The sequence below is a fragment of the Phenylobacterium sp. genome, assembly GCF_030697305.1.
In the GTDB taxonomy this organism is placed as follows: domain Bacteria; phylum Pseudomonadota; class Alphaproteobacteria; order Caulobacterales; family Caulobacteraceae; genus Phenylobacterium.
This window is the reverse complement of the sequence record NZ_JAUYQL010000132.1, coordinates 1-17,166: the sequence shown is the minus strand read 5'-3', so window position 1 is coordinate 17,166 and position 17,166 is coordinate 1. Positions and strand designations below refer to the sequence as shown.

The window sequence follows — 17,166 nt, the reverse complement described above, 5'->3', positions numbered from 1 at the left end:
GCTTTCCCTCGGCGGCGCACGCCAGATCGCCTTTCCGGGTCCCTACTCGCCTGCGAGGTGAGACGCAGCGACGCAGGGGGCTGAAAAGGAACAACCCTGACCGTGTCACGTTCGAACTCGGCGCAGGCGATGGTAGCTTGGCTCGAAGCGTGCGAATCGGGCGGCGCGCGTCACACCCCATGCTCAGACGAGAACGCCTCAATTCATGGACGAACCCGCCCAATTCAGCCTTGAGACCAGCGTGACCCCTGCACGGGCGTCCCTGGTCGGTGACTGGACGGCCACACGGATGGGCTCAGCCGCCGCGGAGCTCGCCGCCGAGCTGCGCGATCTCAAAGACGTGGAGTTCGAACTGCTGGGCGTCGAGCGGCTGGATTCGGCCGGCGCGCTGGCGATCATCCGCGCGGCCTCCGGACGCCTGGACCCCGGCCGCGTCCGCGCTCGCCCCGAGACGATGCGCCTGCTCGAGATGGTCGAGGAGGCGGTGAACACCGAGCCGGTGGTCCATCGCCCGCCCAAGGACTTCCATCAGCTGACCATCCGCATCGGCAAGGGCGTGGTCGACCTGGCGCTGGACGTCTGGGACACGCTGATCTTCGCCGGGCACCTGATGGCCGTGGGCGCGAAGTCGCTGCTCAATCCGCGTCGGATCCGCTGGGCGGCCTGCGTCGCGCAGATCGAACGCGCCGGGCTCGACGCTATCCCGATCGTCGCTACAACCTCGTTCTTCATCGGGGCCGTCGTCGCCCTTTTGGGCGCGAACATGCTTCAGCAGTTCGGCGCCCAGGTGTTCGCCGTCGAACTGATCGGCATCGCTGTGCTGCGCGAATTCAACATCATCATCACGGCGGTGCTGCTCGCCGGCCGCTCCGCCTCGAGCTTCGCCGCAGAGATCGGCTCGATGAAGATGAACCAGGAGATCGACGCCATGAAGGTGATGGGCGTCGACCCGTTCGAAGCCCTGGTGTTCCCGCGCTTCTTCGCCCTCCTGCTGACCATTCCCCTGCTGACCTTCGTGGCCACCCTGGCGGGTCTGCTGGGCGGGATGCTGGTCACCTGGTCGGTGCTGGATCTCGGCCCGGCCTTCTTCATCCAGCGCATCCTCGACAATGTCGGCGCCAGCCACTTCTTGATCGGCATGTCCAAGGCCCCGGTGATGGCTGCGGTGATCGCCGGCATCGGCTGCCGCCAGGGGCTGGAGGTCGGCGGCGACGTCGAATCCCTCGGCCGCCGCGTGACCGCCGCCGTGGTCCACGCGATCTTCGCCATCATCCTGATCGATGCGATGTTCGCGCTGGCCTACATGGAGCTCGACCTTTGAGCCGGGAGCAGCCCACCGCAGAGCGCGACGAGGAGGGCCTGACCACCCAGGGGCCGGTCGTCGAGGTGCGCGGCCTGGTCTCGGCGTTCGGCGACATGGTGATCCACGACGGCCTCGACCTGACCGTCGAGCGCGGCGAGATCCTGGGCGTCGTCGGCGGCTCGGGCGCCGGCAAGTCGGTGCTGCTGAACACCGTGATCGGCCTTCGCGACCCCCAGGAGGGCATTGTGCGGGTGTTCGGCCAGGACCTGCAGAATGCCACGCGCCGGCGCTGGACGGCGATCGAGCGACGTTGGGGCGTGCTGTTCCAGCAGGGCGCGCTGTTCTCCAACCTCACCGTCCATGAGAACGTCGCGGCCCCGATGTTCGAGCACACCGACCTCAGCCGCAAGGATATCGCCGAGCTCGCCGACCTGAAGATCGCGCTGGTCGGGCTGGAGCGCGCAGCGGGCCTGCGCAAGCCCTCGGAGCTGTCGGGCGGCATGCGCAAGCGCGCAGGCCTCGCCCGCGCCCTGGCGCTCGATCCGGAGCTGCTGTTCCTCGACGAGCCCACGGCCGGCCTCGACCCGATCAGCGCCGGCGCCTTCGACGCCCTGATCAAGGAGCTGCAGAGCAGCCTGTCGCTGACCGTGATGATGATCACCCACGACCTCGACACCCTCTATGAGATCACCGACCGCGTGGCGGTGATCGCCGACCGCAAGGTTGTGGCGACGGCGCCGGTCCGCGAACTGGAGCGCTCCACGCATCCGTGGATCCGGGAATACTTCCTGGGCCCGCGCGGACGCGCGGCGGCGAGCGTGAAGATGACGGAAGCCTGATGGAAAAGAACGCCAACTACGCCCTCGTCGGCCTGTCCTCCCTGATCCTGTTCATCGGGCTGGTGGTCTTCTCCGTGTGGCTCGCCAGGCTGCAGTTCGCCCACGACTACGACGTCTACGACATCGTCTTCCAGGGACCGGTGCGCGGATTGAACCAGGGCGGCGAAGTCCACTTCAATGGCATCAAGGTCGGCGAGGTCACCAAGATCGCCCTCGATCGCACGAACCCGAGTCGGGTGATCGCGCGCACGCGGGTCACATCCGACGTGCCCATCCGGGTGGATTCCTTCGCGACTCTCGAGCCGCAGGGCATCACTGGCGTGAACTACGTGCAGATCACCGCAGGTTCAGCGACCAAGCCTCTGCTCAAGGCGACCGTGCCCCGTGATCAGATCCCGATCATCCGCAGTCAGCGCAGCGCGCTCGCCGATCTTCTTGAGGGCGGCGGCACGGTGCTGACCCGCACCATCGAGGCGCTCGACCGGGTGAACCGCGTGCTGTCCGACCAGAACATCAAGACCTTCTCGACTGCGCTGACCGACGCCCAGACGGTGACCGCCGAACTGAAGGCGCGCAAATCGATGATCGCCGACGCGCAATCGGCCCTGGCCAACATCAACCACGCGGCCGGCGAGATCGACAAACTGGCCGCGAGCGGGCGCAACCTCGTGGACACCGATGGGCGGCGCGGGCTCAAGGCCATGGCCGACGCCGCCGAGGAGGCCAAGGAAGCCGCTGGCGAAGCCAAGGCGATCCTGTCGAAGCTCGACGCGCCCGCCAGCGAGTTCGCCACCACTGGCCTGCCGCAGATCAGCGCCGCCGCCGTCCAATTGCAGCAATCCGCGGAATCGCTCGAGCGACTGGTCAACGACCTGCAGTCGAGCCCGCAGGGGGTCATCGGCAAACCGGCCGCCCAGGAAATGAAGGTGAAGCCATGATCGCGCCCAGAGACCTGCTGCGGGCCGCCGTCCTGATCGTCTGCGCCGCGAGCCTGGCGGGCTGCATATCGCTGCTGCCCAAGACCAAGCCGTCCCAGCTCTATCGCTTCGAGGGCGCGGCCGCCGCCACCGGCTTGCCGGCCGCGCCGCCCGTCGCCGGCGTGGCGCTGTTCCGCACCCCTTCGTCGTTTCAACGCGCGGCTTCCGGCGACAGGATTCTGACGCTCACCGGCGGCCAGGCCGCCTATATCGCGGACGCTCGCTGGGTGTCGCCGGCGGTGGTGCTGTTCGACGAAGCGCTGATGCGGGCGTTCGACGCGAACCCCGGCCCGGCCCGGCTGGTGGCGCGCGGCGAGCCGGCGCGCACCCAATATGCCCTGCGCCTGGATGTGCGTGACTTCTACGCCAACTACGACCAGGGCCCGCAGGCGGCGCCCAGCGTCATCGTGCGCGTTCGCGTCAGCCTGGTGCGCAGCGCTGACCAGATCCAGGTCGGTGAGCAGGTGCTGGAGGCTCGTATTCGCGCAAGCGACAACCGCGTCGGCGCGATCGTCGCGGCGTTCGACGAAGCGGTGCGCACGGTGCTCGGTCAGTTGATCGACTTCAGCAACCGCCTGGGCGCTTCAGCCTAGGCCGCCGTCAGACCGTTGATGCGCCTGGCTGCGGTGACCGTGTTCTTCAGCAGACAGGCCACGGTCATCAGGCCCACGCCGCCCGGCACCGGGGTGATCCAGCCGGCCACCTGACTGACTTCCTTGAACGCCACGTCGCCGACCACCCGGGTCTTGCCGGCGGAGGCCTTCTCCGGATCGCGCGAAGGCACGCGGTTGATGCCGACGTCGATGACCGCCGCGCCAGGCTTCACCCAGTCGGCGCGGATCATCTGAGGACGCCCGACGGCGGCCACCAGGATATCGGCCTCGCGGCACACCGCCGGCAGGTCCTGAGTGCGCGAGTGGGCGATGGTCACGGTGCAGTCCGCCTGCAGCAGCAGCTGGGCGATCGGCCGGCCGACCAGCACCGAGCGGCCGACCACCACCGCGCGTTTGCCTGTCAGGTCGCCCAGGGTCTCGCGCAACATGATCATGCAGCCCAATGGCGTGCAGGGCGTCAGCGCCGGCAACCCGCTGGCCAGACGTCCGGCGTTGACCACGTGCAGGCCGTCCACGTCCTTCTCAGGATCGATCGCCGCCAGCACAGCGCGTTCGTCCAGGCCCTTGGGCAGCGGAAGTTGGACGAGGATGCCGTGGATCAGCGGGTCGGCGTTCAGCGCGGCGATCAACGCCAGCAGCTCGGCCTGCGGGGTGTCGGCCGCCAGCTTGTGGGTCACCGAATGCATGCCCACGGCGACAGAGTGCTCGCCCTTGGACCGCACATAGATCTCGCTGGCGGCGTCGGCGCCGACCAGCACCACCGCCAGGCCCGGCTGCAGCCCGTGTTTCGCGCGCAGGTCGGCCACCTCGGCGGCGACGACGCCACGCAGGTGCTCGGCGAACACCCGGCCGTCGATAATCTGGGCTTGCGGCATCGTGGGGCTCCGGGAGTTTCGCGCCCCGACTAGCGGCTCGCCCGTCCCGGCGCAACGACCCGCCGCAGCCAGGCGGACACCGCCCAGGCGTGAGCGTCGTGGCGCAGACGCTCAATGGCCTCGTGTGGGTCGATCCAGACCAGGGTGTGGTCGTCTTCGATCTTCAGCGCCGGCGCCTCGCCCAGCCAGGACACCGACATGAAAGTCGCCCGATTGTTGAACGCCTCGCCGTCGGTGTTGACGAAGAACTGGTCGGCGTGGGCGAAGGCCTCGCCGGCGCTGATGCGCAGACCGGTCTCCTCACCGAACTCGCGCACGACGGCCTGGGCCGCTGACTCGCCGGGATCTATCGCGCCCCCTGGCAGGTCGAGCCACGGCGCAAATCCAGGCTTGTCGACGATCACCAGCGCGATCCGCCCTTCCCGTTCGCACAGGCCAAAGGCCGCCGGCCGGTCCCTGTAGGCCAGCTCGGCCCGCAGGTCGCCGAATTGGGGGACGCCCGCCATCAATCGAGGCCGTAGAGCGAGGTATAGGGATCGGTCTTGCCGTTCACCACGTCGGCCACCGCGACCGCCGGCCAGCCCACCTTGGCCGTAGCGCTGGCCCGCCAGGCGTCGGCGACCATGTCGCGAAGTTCCGAAGCGCCGCGCGCCAGCTCGCGCGTCACGAACGCCGCGCCGCGGGGATCGCCGCGTTGGAACCCGCCCTGCTTCTCCAACGAGTAGAAGGGCTCCACCAGCGCGTGGGTGGCGGCGAGGTAGTTGCGGGTTCGTTCATCGATCGCGCAGGCGCAGGGGCGATATGGCGCCATGCGCGCCCGCACCTCGGCCGAACGCACAGAGGCGCGCACGAACGCGCCCTCCACCGGGCTATGGACCTTGGCGGTGGTGAAGCCCTTGGGGTTCGGGAAGTCGCCCCAGCCGTTGTAGTGCAGCGTCGCGTGCAGGGGCTGCGCCCCGTCGCCGACGAAGTGCGCCAGCTGGCCCAGCGTCTCGAAGATCAGCGCCTCGCGACGACGCCGGTCGTCGCGGAACCAGGCCTGGTGGCCACGCCAGGCGTGGTTGCGCTCAGCCGCGTCGAGCACCCGCCAGTATGCGAAATCTACCACAAGCTGTTGATGTTGCTCGACGATCGAGTACGGAAGGTAGCCCGCCTTCCAGCTATCCTGGCCGACGGCCTGCAGCGCCGCCTCATATTCCGCGCGAGTCGGCGGCAAGGCCCGCAGGCTCGGACCGCCGAACGCCTTCCCGGCGTCGTCAAGGTCGATGTAGTGGGCCGGGTCGAGGTTCGAGTCGTGGGTCTTGCCTGCGCCTTTGGAGCGGTCGGGCTCGCGCGCCAGTTCGCCCACGTCGGCCGCGGCGCGGGGATTGCGCAGGAAGGCCGGCAGGTCGCGCGGTAAGGCGGCGATCGCCTCCTCGCCGACGATGCGATGACCGGTGGCGCCCCAGGCCAGCGCCGCGTCGGGCGCAGCCGTCGCCAGCACGATCGCCAGGATCGCGGCCGCGGTGCGCGGGACGTGATGGCGGGCGGCCCTGGTCATTCGATCCCCATCGCCTGTTCCACCCGCCCGATCCAGCCCTGCACCGCCGGATAGTCGGTGAGCTCGAAGCCGCCATGATCGGCCCAGCGGGTGTAGGCCACCAGGGAGACATCAGCCAGGGTGACAGCCGCGCCGACCAGGAACGGCGATGCGGTCGCGGCCAGCTCCAGCCGGGCCAGCGCGGCGCGCCCGCGCTCGACGATCCGCGGCTCCAGCTCGCTCACCGCGCGGCCCAGGTATCGCACCTGGAAGCGCGCGACGGCGACGTAGGGCTCGTGGCTGTACTGCTCCCAGAACAGCCATTCGAACATCTTCGCCCGATCGTAGGCGTCTGCGGGGATCAGGTCAGAACCTTCCGCCAGATGCAGGATGATGGCGTTCGACTGCGCCAGTGGCCGACCGTCGTCGAGGATCACCAGCGGGACCTGTCCTGCAGGATTGAGCGCCAGATATTCTGGCGTCCGCGTGGTCCCTTTCTGGAAATCCACCTCGATCCAGTCGTAGGGAATTCCCAGCCGGTCGGCCGTCCATTTGACCTTCAAGCAGTTGCCGGAGATCGAGTCGCCATAGACCTTCATGGCGCGCCCTCTTCTAGGGGTGGTGGTATAGACCGCGTTCCCGGCCCTAGCTGTTGTGTGGCGGTTCGCAGTGCGCGCGCAAGTCGCTGCGACAACGCCGGGGGTTGTCGCCTGCGCTGAGTCCGGCTAGGAGTCGGTCAAGCTACCAGTTCAACGACGAAGGAGACGCCGTCCATGCGACGCCGCCTCGCCGCTCTGGCCGCAATCTCCCTGATCGCCGCCACATCAAACGCACAAGCTGCGTCCACCGATCCAATCGGTGATCTGATCATGTCGGTGGTCACCGGCTCGCTGCCCGGCAGCCCCGGCTATCGGCTGAAGGCGACGCTCTACCACGCCGGCGCGCGTGGCGTCGGCGCGCTGGATTCGCTGGGCTGCAAGGTCGTGGCGATGCGCACCGCGGCCATCGACAGGAACCTGATCCCCCGCCGGACCGTGCTGTTCATCAAGGAGACCGTCGGCCTGCCGATGCCCGATGGCGGCGTCCACGACGGCTACTGGTACGCCTCCGACGTCGGCGGCGCGATCAAGGGCGAACGCATCGACCTGTTTACCGGCGCGGGCTCCGGCTCGATGAAATCGATGATGCCGCTGAACCTCTCCAAGCTCTCGGCCGTCAAGGTCGGTGAATTCAAGGGCTGCCCGCCTAAATAGGCGGCCGCATCAGGCCGGCGTTTCGGCGGGCGCTTCCAGCCTTCCCCACGCGATACGACGCCAAGCGCGTTCATGCAGGTAATACAGCGCGATCTTTGTGATGACCTCGGCTACGGCGATCGCTGAGGCGTGCTTCAGGCTGCCAGTGACCAGGAAGCTCAGGCCGAAGGTGTCGAGGCTACCCACCACGCGCCAGCTGAAGGCCTTTAGAAGTGAGCGCAGACGCGCGTTCGGCGACCAGCGGATCAGCCGCCAGGCGCGTTCGTGCAGGTAGAACAGCCCGATCTTGGTCAAGGTCTCAAGGCCGGCGATGGCTCCGGCGCCCTTTGGGTCGCCGGTGATCAGCCAGCTCCACAGGAAGGTGTCGGCGGTTCCGACCATGCGCCAGGTGACCGCCTTGGCCAGCGCGCGCGCGTGGGACTCGACGCTGCCGAGATGGATTTTCTCGAGCGGCAGATGCACCGCGCGATTGTGCTCTTCGATCGGTGACATCGCACGTCCGGACGGTGGGTGGGTCAGACCGCCTCAGGTCTCGACGAAGGCGCGTTCCAGCACGAAGTCGCCCGGCTTGGCGATCGAGCCTTCAACATAGCCGCGATCCAGCATGATCTGCTTCAGGTCCGCCAGGACCGAAGGGCCGCCGCACATCATGAACCGGTCGACCGCCGGGTCGAACGGCGGCACGCCAAGATCGGTGAACAGCTTGCCCGAGGTGATCAGGTCGGTGATGCGGCCCTGGGTCTTGAAAGGCTCGCGCGTCACGGTCGGGTAGTAGCGCAGCTTGGGCCCGATCAGCTCGCCCAGGTCCGGATCGTTCGCCAGGTCCTGCTCCAGCATCTGGCGATAGTTGAGGTCGGCGACCTGACGCACCGTGTGGGTGACGATCACCTCGTCGAAGCGCTCATAGACCTCAGGGTCGCGCGCCAGGGCCAGCCAGGGCGCGAGCCCGGTGCCGGTTCCGAGCATGTACAGCCGCTTGCCGGGCTTCAGGCCGTCCAACACCAGGGTTCCGGTGGGCTTCCTGCCGACCAGCAGCTCGTCGCCGACCTGGATCTTCTGCAGGCGCGAGGTCAGCGGACCGTCCGCCACCTTGATCGAGTAGAACTCGAGATATTCGGCCCACGACGGGCTCGCGATGGAATATGCGCGCACCAGCGGGCGCCCCTCTTCGGTCATCAGGCCGACCATCACGAACTGGCCGCTCTCGAAGCGCAGCGACGCATCGCGCGTGGTGCGGAACGAGAACAGGCTGTCGGTCCAGTGCTGGACCCAGGTGACGCGTTCGGTGAGGAAGGCGCCGCCGGCCTTGGCGGCCGGCTTGGCGGCAGTGACTTCGGTCATGAGGGGTCCAGGAAGGCTGGGAACTAGATGTCGCCGCCGACATCGACGATGGCGCCGGGCGCGCGGGCGAGATGGATGCCGCACTCAGACTTCTGCGAGCCCTTCCAACGGCCAGCGCGGACATCTTCGCCTTCGTCGACGGGTTGCGTGCACGGCCAGCAGCCGATCGAGGCGAAGCCTTGGGCGACCAGCGGATGGGCCGGCAGGTCATGGGTCGCGACATAGGCGTCGAGTTCGTCCTTGGCCCAGTTGGCCAGCGGGTTGAACTTCAGCTGCGAGCCTTGGTGCTCGACCACCGGCAGCGACATGCGGTCGCCGCCGTGGAAGCGCTTGCGTCCGGTCACCCAGGCGTCGAACCCGCCCAGGGCGTCGTCCAGCGGAACGACCTTGCGCAACGCGCAGCAGGCGTCGGTGTCGGTCTGCCAGAGGTTGGCCCTGGGGTCGACCACCGCCAGATCCTGATAGTGCGGACGCAGGTCACGCACGTCGGTGAGGCCGAGCCGCGCGGCCAACGTCTTGCGGTAGTCCAGGGTCTGGCCGAACAGCATGCCAGTGTCGAGAAACAGCACCGGGATATCCGGCTTGATCTGCGCGGCCAGATGCAGGAGCACCGCCGACTCCGCCCCGAAGGACGAGACCAGGGCCAGCCGGTCGCCGAAGGTGTCGACCGCGGCGGCCAGCACGCTCGAGGGGTGCGCGCGGCGCAGTTCGGCGTCCAGACGCGCCGCCAGCGACTGCGAGCTTTCGATGTTGTCGTAAGCCATGCTCACTCTCCGCGCTCCGCGAAAGCAGGCGCTCGACCGTCCGAAGCGCGTTGATAGACGTGTCGGAACCGACGCGACGCCTGTTCCCATTCCTCGGCGCTGGAGCCGTCGGCCGGCGCGAAGGCGTCAACGCCGCAGCGGACCATGAACTGGGCCTGTTCGCGCAGCACCTCGCCGACCGCCCTCACCTCGCCCTTGTAGCCGCAGCGCTCGCGCAGCAGCCGCGCTGAGGTGTAGGCCCGCCCGTCGCGGTACTTCGGAAAGGCCAGCGCGACCAGCGCGATGCGCGGCAGATCGTAGGCCAGCGCCTCGACCTCCTCGGCCGGCTCCAGCCGCACGCCGACGGAGCGGCCCTCGGCCAGAAGCCGTTCGCCTTCCGCCTGGAAGCGGGTCAGCGAGATGATCACGTCGCCAGGAGCCATGCCCTCATCGTCGGCGATCTCGGTGAATGGGTCGTCGACGGCGGTCATGCGACCGCCCTCGAACCTAATGAGCGCCGGCATAGACGGCCTCCTTGAACGGCGCGGCCCCAGTGCGGCGGAAGGTGTCCAGGAACCGCTCGCCGGCGCTGCGTTCACGCAGATAGACCTCGACCAGGGTGTCCACGGCCTCGGCCACCCGATGGGCGGGCAATGCCGGGCCGAGGATCTGGCCGACCGCCGCGTCCTCCGCGCCCGATCCGCCCAGGCTGAGCTGGTAGAACTCCTCGCCCTTCTTATCGACGCCCAGAATGCCGATGTGGCCGACATGATGGTGGCCGCAGGCGTTGATGCAGCCCGAGATCTTGATCTTCAGCTCGCCCACATCCTCAGCCCGGTCCTGGTCGCGGAAGTGCTCGGCGATGTCCTGGGCGATGGGGATGGCGCGCGCGTTGGCGAGCGCGCAGTAGTCCAGCCCCGGGCAGGCGATGATGTCGGTGATCAGGTTGATGTTCGCGCTCGCAATCCCGGCCGCAGCCAGGGCGGCGTGCACCGCCGGAACGTCGTCGAGCTTGACGTGCGGCAGCACCAGGTTCTGCTCGTGGGTCACGCGGATGTCGTTCTGGCCGTAGCGCTCGGCCAGGTCGGCGATCACGTCCATCTGGTCGGCCGAGGCGTCGCCGGGCGTCTCGCCGATCGCCTTCAGCGAGACCTCGACGATCGCATAGCCTGGCTTCTTGTGCGGCTTGACATTGTTGCGGGCGAAGCGGGCCAGCGCCTTGTCGGCGGCCTTTGCGGCCTCGAAGGCCTCGGAGCGGGCCGGCAGGGTTTCGAAAGCGGTAGGCGCGAACGCCGAGCGGATGCGCGCGAGCTCGGTGTCCGGCAGATCGGACTCAGGGCCGATCTGCGCCCATTCGGCTTCGACCTGGCGGCCGAATTCCTCGGCGCCGAGCGCGGCGACCAGGATCTTAATCCGCGCCTTGTAGATGTTGTCGCGCCGTCCGTGGCGATTGTAGACCCGCAGCACCGCCTCCAGATAGGAGACCAGCCGCGCGGCCGGCAGGAACTCGCGGATCGTCGAGCCCACGTAGGGCGTGCGCCCCATGCCGCCGCCGACGATCACCTCGAAGCCCAGAGTCCCGTCGCGGGCGCGCTTCATCACCAGGCCGATGTCATGGACCTTGGCCGCCGTCCGGTCCTTGGGCGATGCGGTCACCGCGATCTTGAACTTGCGCGGCAGGAACGAAAATTCCGGGTGCAGGCTGGACCACTGGCGCATGGCCTCGGCCCACACGCGTGGGTCGTCGACCTCTTCCGCCGTGGCGCCCGCGAACGGGTCGGCGGTGACGTTGCGGATGCAGTTGCCGCTGGTCTGGATGGCGTGCATGTCCACCGACGCTAGCTCGTCCAGGATGTCCGGCGCGTCGGCCAGCTTGATCCAGTGGAACTGCAGGTTGGTGCGCGTGGTGAAGTGGCCGTAGCCTTTGTCGTAGGTGCGCGCGATCTCAGCGAGCTTGCGCATCTGGCGTGCATCCAGCGCGCCATAGGGAATGGCCACCCGCAGCATGTAGGCGTGGAGCTGCAGATAGAGGCCATTCATCAGGCGGATCGCCTTGAACTGGTCCTCGGTGATCTCACCGCTCAGGCGACGACCGACTTGCTCGCGGAACTCGCTCGCGCGGTCAGCCAGGAATTCCTTGTCGAGGGTGTCGTAGACGTACATGGCGACCTTACTTACGCTTGATCAGATTGACCCGGCCGGTCGAGCGCGCGGCGCCCGACGCGTGCTGCAGGGCCTCGACGACATCGCCGCCTTCGACCTGCTTGCCGTGGTCCAGTCGATTGGTCGGTCCGAGCGCGCGCAGGCGCTCGCGGTAGGACAGCGGCGCCCACAGCTCGCCGGCCTCGATAAGGTCGATGAGGTAGGGCTCGATGACCACCGTCGGCTGGGCCTTGGCGTGCCCCTCGGCGGTCTCGCCGGGGCCTGCCTCGGCGAACAACTCCGCGTCGGCGAAGCGTTCGACCCAGCGGCCTTGATTCCAGAAGACGACCTCGCCGTCGGTCAGTCGGTTGGCGGTCAGCGCCTTCATGCCTTGGCCTCCAGTTCGGCGCCCTCATACCCGGCCAGACCGGCGGCGTCGACCTGGGCCAGCGCCATCGCCTCGCCCAGCAGCAGCAGCGCCGGGCCGTCCAGGCCCTCAGCGGCCTGAGCCAGGCCTCCCAGGGTCGTGATGATCCGCTGTTCGTTGGCGCGCGAGGCGTCGACCACGATCAGCGCCGGCGTCGCGTCGGCCCGGCCGGCGGCGATCAGCCGCTCGGCGATCAGGCCCGATGTGCTCAGACCCATGTAGATCACCACCGTCTGGTTGGCGCGGGCCAAGCTCGGCCAGTCGAGATCGGGAGCCTCGCCCGTCGCCGCGTGGCCCGTGACGAAGGTGACCGCCTGGGCGGCTCCGCGATGGGTGAGCGGCGCGCCAGCCGCGGCGCCGGCCGCCAAGGCCGCGGTGACGCCCGGCACCACGCCGCACTCGACGCCGGCCGCACGGCAGGCTTCCAGCTCCTCGCCGCCCCGTCCGAAGATAAACGGGTCGCCGCCCTTCAGGCGCACGACCTCCAGCCCGTCGCGCGCGAAGGCCACCAGCATGCGGTTGATCTCGTCCTGGGCGTAGGAGTGTCGCGACTTGCGCTTGGCGACCGAGATGCGGCGCGCGGCGGGCGGCGCCAGATCCAGGATCTCGGCCGGCACCAGGCCGTCATGCACCACGACGTCGGCGCCTTGCAGCACTCTCAGAGCCTTGATCGTCAGCAATTCCGGATCGCCCGGACCGGCGCCGACCAGCCACACGCGACCAGGCGCACGCCCGCGGCGCTCGCCCAGCACGACGAGCCGCCTTGCGCCCTTCGCAGCCTTGTCCCTGTGAGCCACCATGTTAGCTTCTCTAAACCCCATCGTGATCGTATCAGAGGAATCGCCCCCCCGAAACGAGACGGGACGGGCTTTCGCCCGCCCCGTCATATACCCGACGATGAAAAGGGCCGATACACCGCCGGACGCTTGCAAATTGGTGCGGGGCGGCCCACTTCGCAAGCGCAAGACTTCTAGCGGGGCTGTCAGCAAAACTCATGGAACGCAACGCCGAGCGCCGCCGTCTGCCCCCGCTCAACGCACTCCGGGCCTTCGAAGCCGCGGCCCGGCACCTGAACTTCAGTCGCGCGGCCGATGAGCTGTCGGTGACGCCTGGCGCCGTGAGCCAACAGATTCAAAACCTTGAGGACTATGTGGGCGCCTCGCTGTTCAAGCGCACGCCCAAAGGCCTGCTGCTGACTGACGCAGCGCAGACCGCCCTGCCCGCCCTGCGCGAGGCGTTCGATCGGCTGGCCGAGGCCGCCTCCCTGCTCACCGCCGCCGTCGACGGCCGCCGGCTGACGCTGACCGCCGCGCCGTCGTTCGCCGCCAAGTGGCTGGTGCCGAGGCTGGGGAAATTCGAACAGGCGTTTCCGCAAGTCGACGTCTGGCTGTCCGCCGGCCTGGAGCTCGTGGACCTCACCACAGGGGAAGTCGACGTGGCGATCCGCTACGGCGGCGGACGCTATCCGGGGCTCGAGGTGCGCCGGCTGATGAGCGAGACCGTGCTGCCGGTGATCAGCCCAGAGCTCCTGGCCGCCCAGCCGCTGGCCGAGCCCAAAGACCTGATGAACCACATCCTGCTGCACGACGGCTCGCCGGAGCCGGACGATTCGTGCCCCGACTGGGCGATGTGGCTGGCGGCGCGCGGCGTGCGTGGTGTGGACGGCGCGCGCGGGCCCCGCTTCAACCAGTCCAGCCTGGTGATCGAGGCGGCGCTGAACGGACGGGGCGTCGCGCTGGCCAAGCGGACGCTGGCCCAGGCCGATCTCGAGGCCGGCCGGCTGATAGCACCGCTGCAGATCGCCACCGCGGTCGACTTCGCCTACTACCTCGTCCACCCCAAGCCCAAGGGCCGGCTGCCGCAGGTCAAGGCGTTCGTGAACTGGATCACCGCCGAGGCCGAAGCGCACGAAGCCGCGCTGATGGCCATCGACAACGGCGCGGGCATCTAGGGCTCAGCGCGGGGTCTTCAGCGACTGCAACGCGCGCTCGTGGGCGTAGGCGGCCACGTCGGCCAGCGCCGCATCCAGCGCGTCGTGCACGCCGCCCAGCTTCCCCGAGCCCTCGACCTCGGCCGCCTCGCAGGCGTCGCCCAGCGCGAAGGCCCCGACCCCACGGGCCGCGCCCTTCACGGTGTGCACCGCGTCGCGCCAGCCCTCCGACGCCGGATTCAGCATCGACGACCAGATCGCGGCCTGTTCACGGAACAGCGCCAGCACCTCATCGACCACCTGCGCATCACCCGCCGCAAAGCTTTCCAGATAGGCGAAATCGACCGCCCCGGTCAGGTCGCGCCGCGCCATCTCAACCTCCGTATTCGCATGCCTTGCCATGGGCGCGTTTTCGCGTATTTTCCGCGCCCTCGCCGCCAGCCCTGGATCAGGGGCGACGCAGCGAGAATGGGTGCATAGCTCAGTTGGTAGAGCAGCTGACTCTTAATCAGCGGGTCGTAGGTTCGAATCCTACTGCACCCACCATTGTTTTCACAAACAATTTGGTGGTCGTCCAATCGCGAATTGGGATCAGATTGGGTTCTGCTCGCGTAACAGAATTCCTTCGATCAAAATCGATCAGCAGGTCCCATCTCGCGCGATGCGGCGCAAATCATTGTTTTGAAAGCACCATTGCATCCCCAAGCCGGGGATGATTGGGATCACGCAGGTCGGTTATCTTGTAATTTTTTGAGCCCGACGGGTTTGTAGTCGCACCAGCCGACGGTCGCAGCTGCCTCAAAGACAGCGTAACTTGGCAATTGAATCAGGTACTTACGCGTTACGCGGCGGCCGTAACAGATTTTGAACCCAGCCCGATCCCAGTGCCTTGGCGGGTGTTTTCGGCGTCTTTTTCGCGGAAAACGGCTGAATCGATGAACCTACGGAAACCATGCGTTATGCTCCGCTCACGGAGCAAATGTTACGCACTTTGGCCGTTTGTAACATGTCGGAATGGCGGGCGCCGGACGGCGTTCTCGGCAGGCAGCCGATTCGTTGCGTTACGGCTCACTCGATCGCAGAACCCCCGTAGTAGGGTGCATCGTCGAGCGCCTCCTCAATCAGCGAGGCATACTTCTCGAGGGCCATTTTGCGCTGAGGAAAAAACTGATGTCGCGCATAAACCCGCGCGATGGTCGACGTGGTCGACGCCCCAACATGGTTGAGGCATCGGTCCGCCACTTCTGGACGTACATTCAGGACTTCGCAGGCGATGGTCGCGAATGAGCGACGAAAATCATGAAACCGCCACGGCTCAAGCGGCTCCGCGCCGCCCCAGCCGGTAATCGCATCATCAAGCCTTCTCTTGACCTTGGACCAGCCTGAAACGGGTGACACGCCGGTCGTGGTGAAGACGAAAGGGCTAGCGTCGGGACGCGCATCCAGAGCTTGCTCCACCAATCGGCGTGCGAGCGGGCTGAGAGGGATCTTCAGGGCTCGCCCGTTTTTGGTGCGCGCGGGCGGGATCATCCACTCGCCCGTCTTCGCTCCTTTAGGGAGATGGAGTTCTCTCACCCGCATCGCCCCCACTTCCTCGCGTCGGCAAGCGGTGAGAATCATCAGACGGATGAGGTGGCAAAACGGATATTCCAAGAACTCCGCGCAGTCGAAAATCAGCGCCAATTCCTGAAGGGTGGGCGTTCGATCCCTGGACCGCTCGCGGACCGGTTTAGGCACATTCTGGGCAGGGTTCGCCTCAAGGAGGCCGTGGGCCACCGCCCAGCTGAACATGGCCTTAGTGTAGGCCAGAATTCTATTGGCGTGGATCGGCGCCGACACCGCCACCAGTTGGATGGCTTCGCTGATATCGCGACGGGTTATCCGCAGGTAACTCCGGGTCAGCAAAGGCCGTAGCCCAAGCGTGAGCGAACGATGCACAGACGATCCACGTCGCAGATCTCGCAGTTTCATCCATTCGTATCGCGCAAGCAGATCGCTGACGGTGAGCAGCATCTCCCCCGATCTCATGCCGCTGTCTGGATTTCGGTAGCCTGCCGCCGTCCACCTGGCTTGGGCGAGATCAACTTCCGGCCAAGCGCCAAGCGGAATACGCCGTCGCTTTTCCATATGGTCGGTGACCAGGACTGACCAACTGGCTTTGCGAGGGCCCACGCGCAGCCTCAAACCCGGCTCCTGGGCGTCCATCAATTCGATTCGCTTGTTGTTCGTTGCCGTCGAAACCGCCTTGGCGATAGCAACCTCAGTGAGAATTTCCATGGCAAGACCTCTTATCCACCGGTCAAGATCTCATGCCTTAACCGCTTCGATATATCTATACACTATCGATTCGCAGAACGTGGACATCTGCGGTCGGCTCAGCGTTGCTAGGAGAAATTCGTGGTGGCGGAAGGCCTTGCCGCTTTCAGCGGCCGGACAGGTTGGATTTTGCACGTGGCACCGGAGTCGGACCTCGACGGTGGTTCCTTTGCGGCGCGCGTAGCGTTTGCTCCGGGGTCGACGATGCCGACCTCATCGCCGCTCGTGTTCTGCGCGAGTCGAGTTCCTTGGCAGGGAATTAGATTATACCCATCATTCTATTGCTATCGGGCGTGTGGAAGCTTGCCCCGTTGGTGGAATGGCTTTGCAGCCGCAGCGTAGGCTTCAACCGAGCGTTTAAGATGATAGTCAACATATAATCCTGGTGAGCCATGAGATACAAAGCCAGCCATGCAGCGACCACCCGTGAAAAGCTGCTTGAGGAAGCCGTTCGTACAATTCGAACCCTGGGCGTTCAGGCCGCCACTCTGGGGGGCGTCACCAAGCGAGTAGGCATGACCCACGGAGGGTTTTACGGCCATTTTCAATCGCGCGACGCCATGGTGGATGCTGCGATAGACCGGATGTTCGAACAGGCTCGTGCTAAGCGCCGAAGCTGGGAAGATCTGGCTCCGGTGGCTCAGCTCATTGCGTTCGTTGACAGCTACCTGTCGCCAGAACACCGGGATGACTACACTTCCGGCTGTCCACTCGCGCTCTTGGCAAGCGAGGTCCAACGTTTGCCACTAGCCGCACGCGGGCACTACGCGCGCGATGCGCGGTTGGTGCGCCAGTTTCTTGCGGGACCGCTCACACTCAGAGGCAGAGCAGATGCCGACGCCCTCGCTGCCTCCATTTTAGCCGAAGCGATAGGAGCGATATGTGTC

Annotated in this window: 20 protein-coding genes and 1 tRNA gene; 8 read left to right on the top strand and 13 right to left on the bottom strand. The window is 66.9% G+C overall.

Annotation, left to right across the window (positions count from 1 at the left end; genetic code table 11):
• Window positions 1-205: 205 nt before the first annotated feature.
• Genes Q8R27_RS13735 through Q8R27_RS13720 form a run of 4 tightly spaced genes read left to right on the top strand, consistent with a single transcriptional unit; the run spans window position 206 to window position 3,712 of the window.
• Window positions 206-1,321 carry an ABC transporter permease gene (locus tag Q8R27_RS13735; RefSeq protein ID WP_305699550.1) on the top strand — a complete coding sequence of 372 codons (1,116 nt, stop codon included), beginning with the start codon at window positions 206-208 and terminating at the stop codon, window positions 1,319-1,321.
• A gap of 38 nt (window positions 1,322-1,359) precedes the next feature.
• Window positions 1,360-2,142: an ABC transporter ATP-binding protein gene (locus tag Q8R27_RS13730; RefSeq protein WP_305699551.1), complete on the top strand. Its 783-nt coding sequence runs from the start codon at window positions 1,360-1,362 to the stop codon at window positions 2,140-2,142.
• Entirely contained in the window at window positions 2,142-3,080 is a 939-nt protein-coding gene (locus Q8R27_RS13725) for an MlaD family protein (RefSeq protein ID WP_305699549.1), read from the top strand. The genes Q8R27_RS13730 and Q8R27_RS13725 overlap by 1 nt, the downstream gene beginning before the upstream one ends.
• Complete coding sequence (locus Q8R27_RS13720; protein ID WP_305699548.1) at window positions 3,077-3,712, top strand: ABC-type transport auxiliary lipoprotein family protein; 636 nt, start codon at window positions 3,077-3,079, stop codon at window positions 3,710-3,712. Before Q8R27_RS13725 ends, Q8R27_RS13720 begins: the two co-directional genes overlap by 4 nt.
• On the opposite strand, the gene folD is transcribed toward Q8R27_RS13720, so the two are convergent.
• The 4 genes from folD to Q8R27_RS13700 are packed head-to-tail and all read right to left on the bottom strand — an operon-like array spanning window position 3,709 to window position 6,726.
• Window positions 3,709-4,608: a bifunctional methylenetetrahydrofolate dehydrogenase/methenyltetrahydrofolate cyclohydrolase FolD gene (gene folD, locus Q8R27_RS13715; protein ID WP_305699547.1), complete on the bottom strand. Its 900-nt coding sequence runs from the start codon at window positions 4,606-4,608 to the stop codon at window positions 3,709-3,711. The two genes, Q8R27_RS13720 and folD, sit on opposite strands and share 4 nt — an antisense overlap.
• A gap of 29 nt (window positions 4,609-4,637) precedes the next feature.
• On the bottom strand, window positions 4,638-5,114 hold the full coding sequence (locus Q8R27_RS13710; RefSeq protein WP_305699546.1) for an NUDIX domain-containing protein: 477 nt from the start codon (window positions 5,112-5,114) through the stop codon (window positions 4,638-4,640).
• On the bottom strand, window positions 5,114-6,148 hold the full coding sequence (locus tag Q8R27_RS13705; RefSeq protein WP_305699545.1) for a S1/P1 Nuclease: 1,035 nt from the start codon (window positions 6,146-6,148) through the stop codon (window positions 5,114-5,116). Before Q8R27_RS13705 ends, Q8R27_RS13710 begins: the two co-directional genes overlap by 1 nt.
• A complete protein-coding gene (locus tag Q8R27_RS13700; protein ID WP_305699544.1) occupies window positions 6,145-6,726 on the bottom strand; it encodes a glutathione S-transferase family protein in 582 nt (193 codons plus the stop codon). Before Q8R27_RS13700 ends, Q8R27_RS13705 begins: the two co-directional genes overlap by 4 nt.
• Before the next feature lie 174 nt (window positions 6,727-6,900).
• Between Q8R27_RS13700 and Q8R27_RS13695 the strand changes: the two genes are divergently transcribed.
• Window positions 6,901-7,380: a 3D domain-containing protein gene (locus Q8R27_RS13695; RefSeq protein ID WP_305597755.1), complete on the top strand. Its 480-nt coding sequence runs from the start codon at window positions 6,901-6,903 to the stop codon at window positions 7,378-7,380.
• Window positions 7,381-7,389: 9 nt separating this feature from the next.
• Here Q8R27_RS13695 and Q8R27_RS13690 read toward each other — a convergent pair whose 3' ends face one another.
• From Q8R27_RS13690 to cobA, 7 genes are read right to left on the bottom strand one after another with little or no spacing between them, the layout of a single operon-like run.
• The gene (locus Q8R27_RS13690) at window positions 7,390-7,872 is read right to left on the bottom strand and encodes a DUF2061 domain-containing protein (protein ID WP_305699543.1); all 483 of its coding nucleotides are present in this window, start codon (window positions 7,870-7,872) and stop codon (window positions 7,390-7,392) included.
• A 33-nt stretch (window positions 7,873-7,905) separates the two neighbouring features.
• Window positions 7,906-8,721: a ferredoxin--NADP reductase gene (locus tag Q8R27_RS13685; RefSeq protein ID WP_305699542.1), complete on the bottom strand. Its 816-nt coding sequence runs from the start codon at window positions 8,719-8,721 to the stop codon at window positions 7,906-7,908.
• Between the two features lie 23 nt (window positions 8,722-8,744).
• A complete protein-coding gene (locus Q8R27_RS13680) occupies window positions 8,745-9,485 on the bottom strand; it encodes a phosphoadenylyl-sulfate reductase (protein ID WP_305699541.1) in 741 nt (246 codons plus the stop codon).
• A 2-nt stretch (window positions 9,486-9,487) separates the two neighbouring features.
• Entirely contained in the window at window positions 9,488-9,988 is a 501-nt protein-coding gene (locus Q8R27_RS13675) for a DUF934 domain-containing protein (protein WP_305699540.1), read from the bottom strand.
• The gene (locus Q8R27_RS13670) at window positions 9,972-11,627 is read right to left on the bottom strand and encodes a nitrite/sulfite reductase (RefSeq protein ID WP_305699539.1); all 1,656 of its coding nucleotides are present in this window, start codon (window positions 11,625-11,627) and stop codon (window positions 9,972-9,974) included. Before Q8R27_RS13670 ends, Q8R27_RS13675 begins: the two co-directional genes overlap by 17 nt.
• Before the next feature lie 7 nt (window positions 11,628-11,634).
• Complete coding sequence (locus Q8R27_RS13665; RefSeq protein ID WP_305699538.1) at window positions 11,635-11,994, bottom strand: DUF2849 domain-containing protein; 360 nt, start codon at window positions 11,992-11,994, stop codon at window positions 11,635-11,637.
• Window positions 11,991-12,833: a uroporphyrinogen-III C-methyltransferase gene (gene cobA / locus Q8R27_RS13660; protein ID WP_305699537.1), complete on the bottom strand. Its 843-nt coding sequence runs from the start codon at window positions 12,831-12,833 to the stop codon at window positions 11,991-11,993. The genes Q8R27_RS13665 and cobA overlap by 4 nt, the downstream gene beginning before the upstream one ends.
• A 194-nt stretch (window positions 12,834-13,027) precedes the next feature.
• Between cobA and gcvA the strand changes: the two genes are divergently transcribed.
• A complete protein-coding gene (gcvA, locus tag Q8R27_RS13655) occupies window positions 13,028-13,984 on the top strand; it encodes a transcriptional regulator GcvA (RefSeq protein ID WP_305699536.1) in 957 nt (318 codons plus the stop codon).
• Between the two features lie 3 nt (window positions 13,985-13,987).
• Here gcvA and Q8R27_RS13650 read toward each other — a convergent pair whose 3' ends face one another.
• On the bottom strand, window positions 13,988-14,335 hold the full coding sequence (locus Q8R27_RS13650) for an Hpt domain-containing protein (protein WP_305699535.1): 348 nt from the start codon (window positions 14,333-14,335) through the stop codon (window positions 13,988-13,990).
• Window positions 14,336-14,433: 98 nt separating this feature from the next.
• On the opposite strand from Q8R27_RS13650, the gene Q8R27_RS13645 reads away from it, so the two are divergent.
• Window positions 14,434-14,509 (top strand) — tRNA-Lys (locus Q8R27_RS13645).
• A 522-nt stretch (window positions 14,510-15,031) separates the two neighbouring features.
• Here Q8R27_RS13645 and Q8R27_RS13640 read toward each other — a convergent pair.
• A complete protein-coding gene (locus tag Q8R27_RS13640; protein ID WP_305699534.1) occupies window positions 15,032-16,240 on the bottom strand; it encodes an integrase family protein in 1,209 nt (402 codons plus the stop codon).
• A 431-nt stretch (window positions 16,241-16,671) separates the two neighbouring features.
• Here Q8R27_RS13640 and Q8R27_RS13635 point away from each other — a divergent pair.
• On the top strand, window positions 16,672-17,166 hold a 495-nt coding region (locus Q8R27_RS13635), incomplete at its 3' end, for a TetR/AcrR family transcriptional regulator (RefSeq protein WP_305699533.1).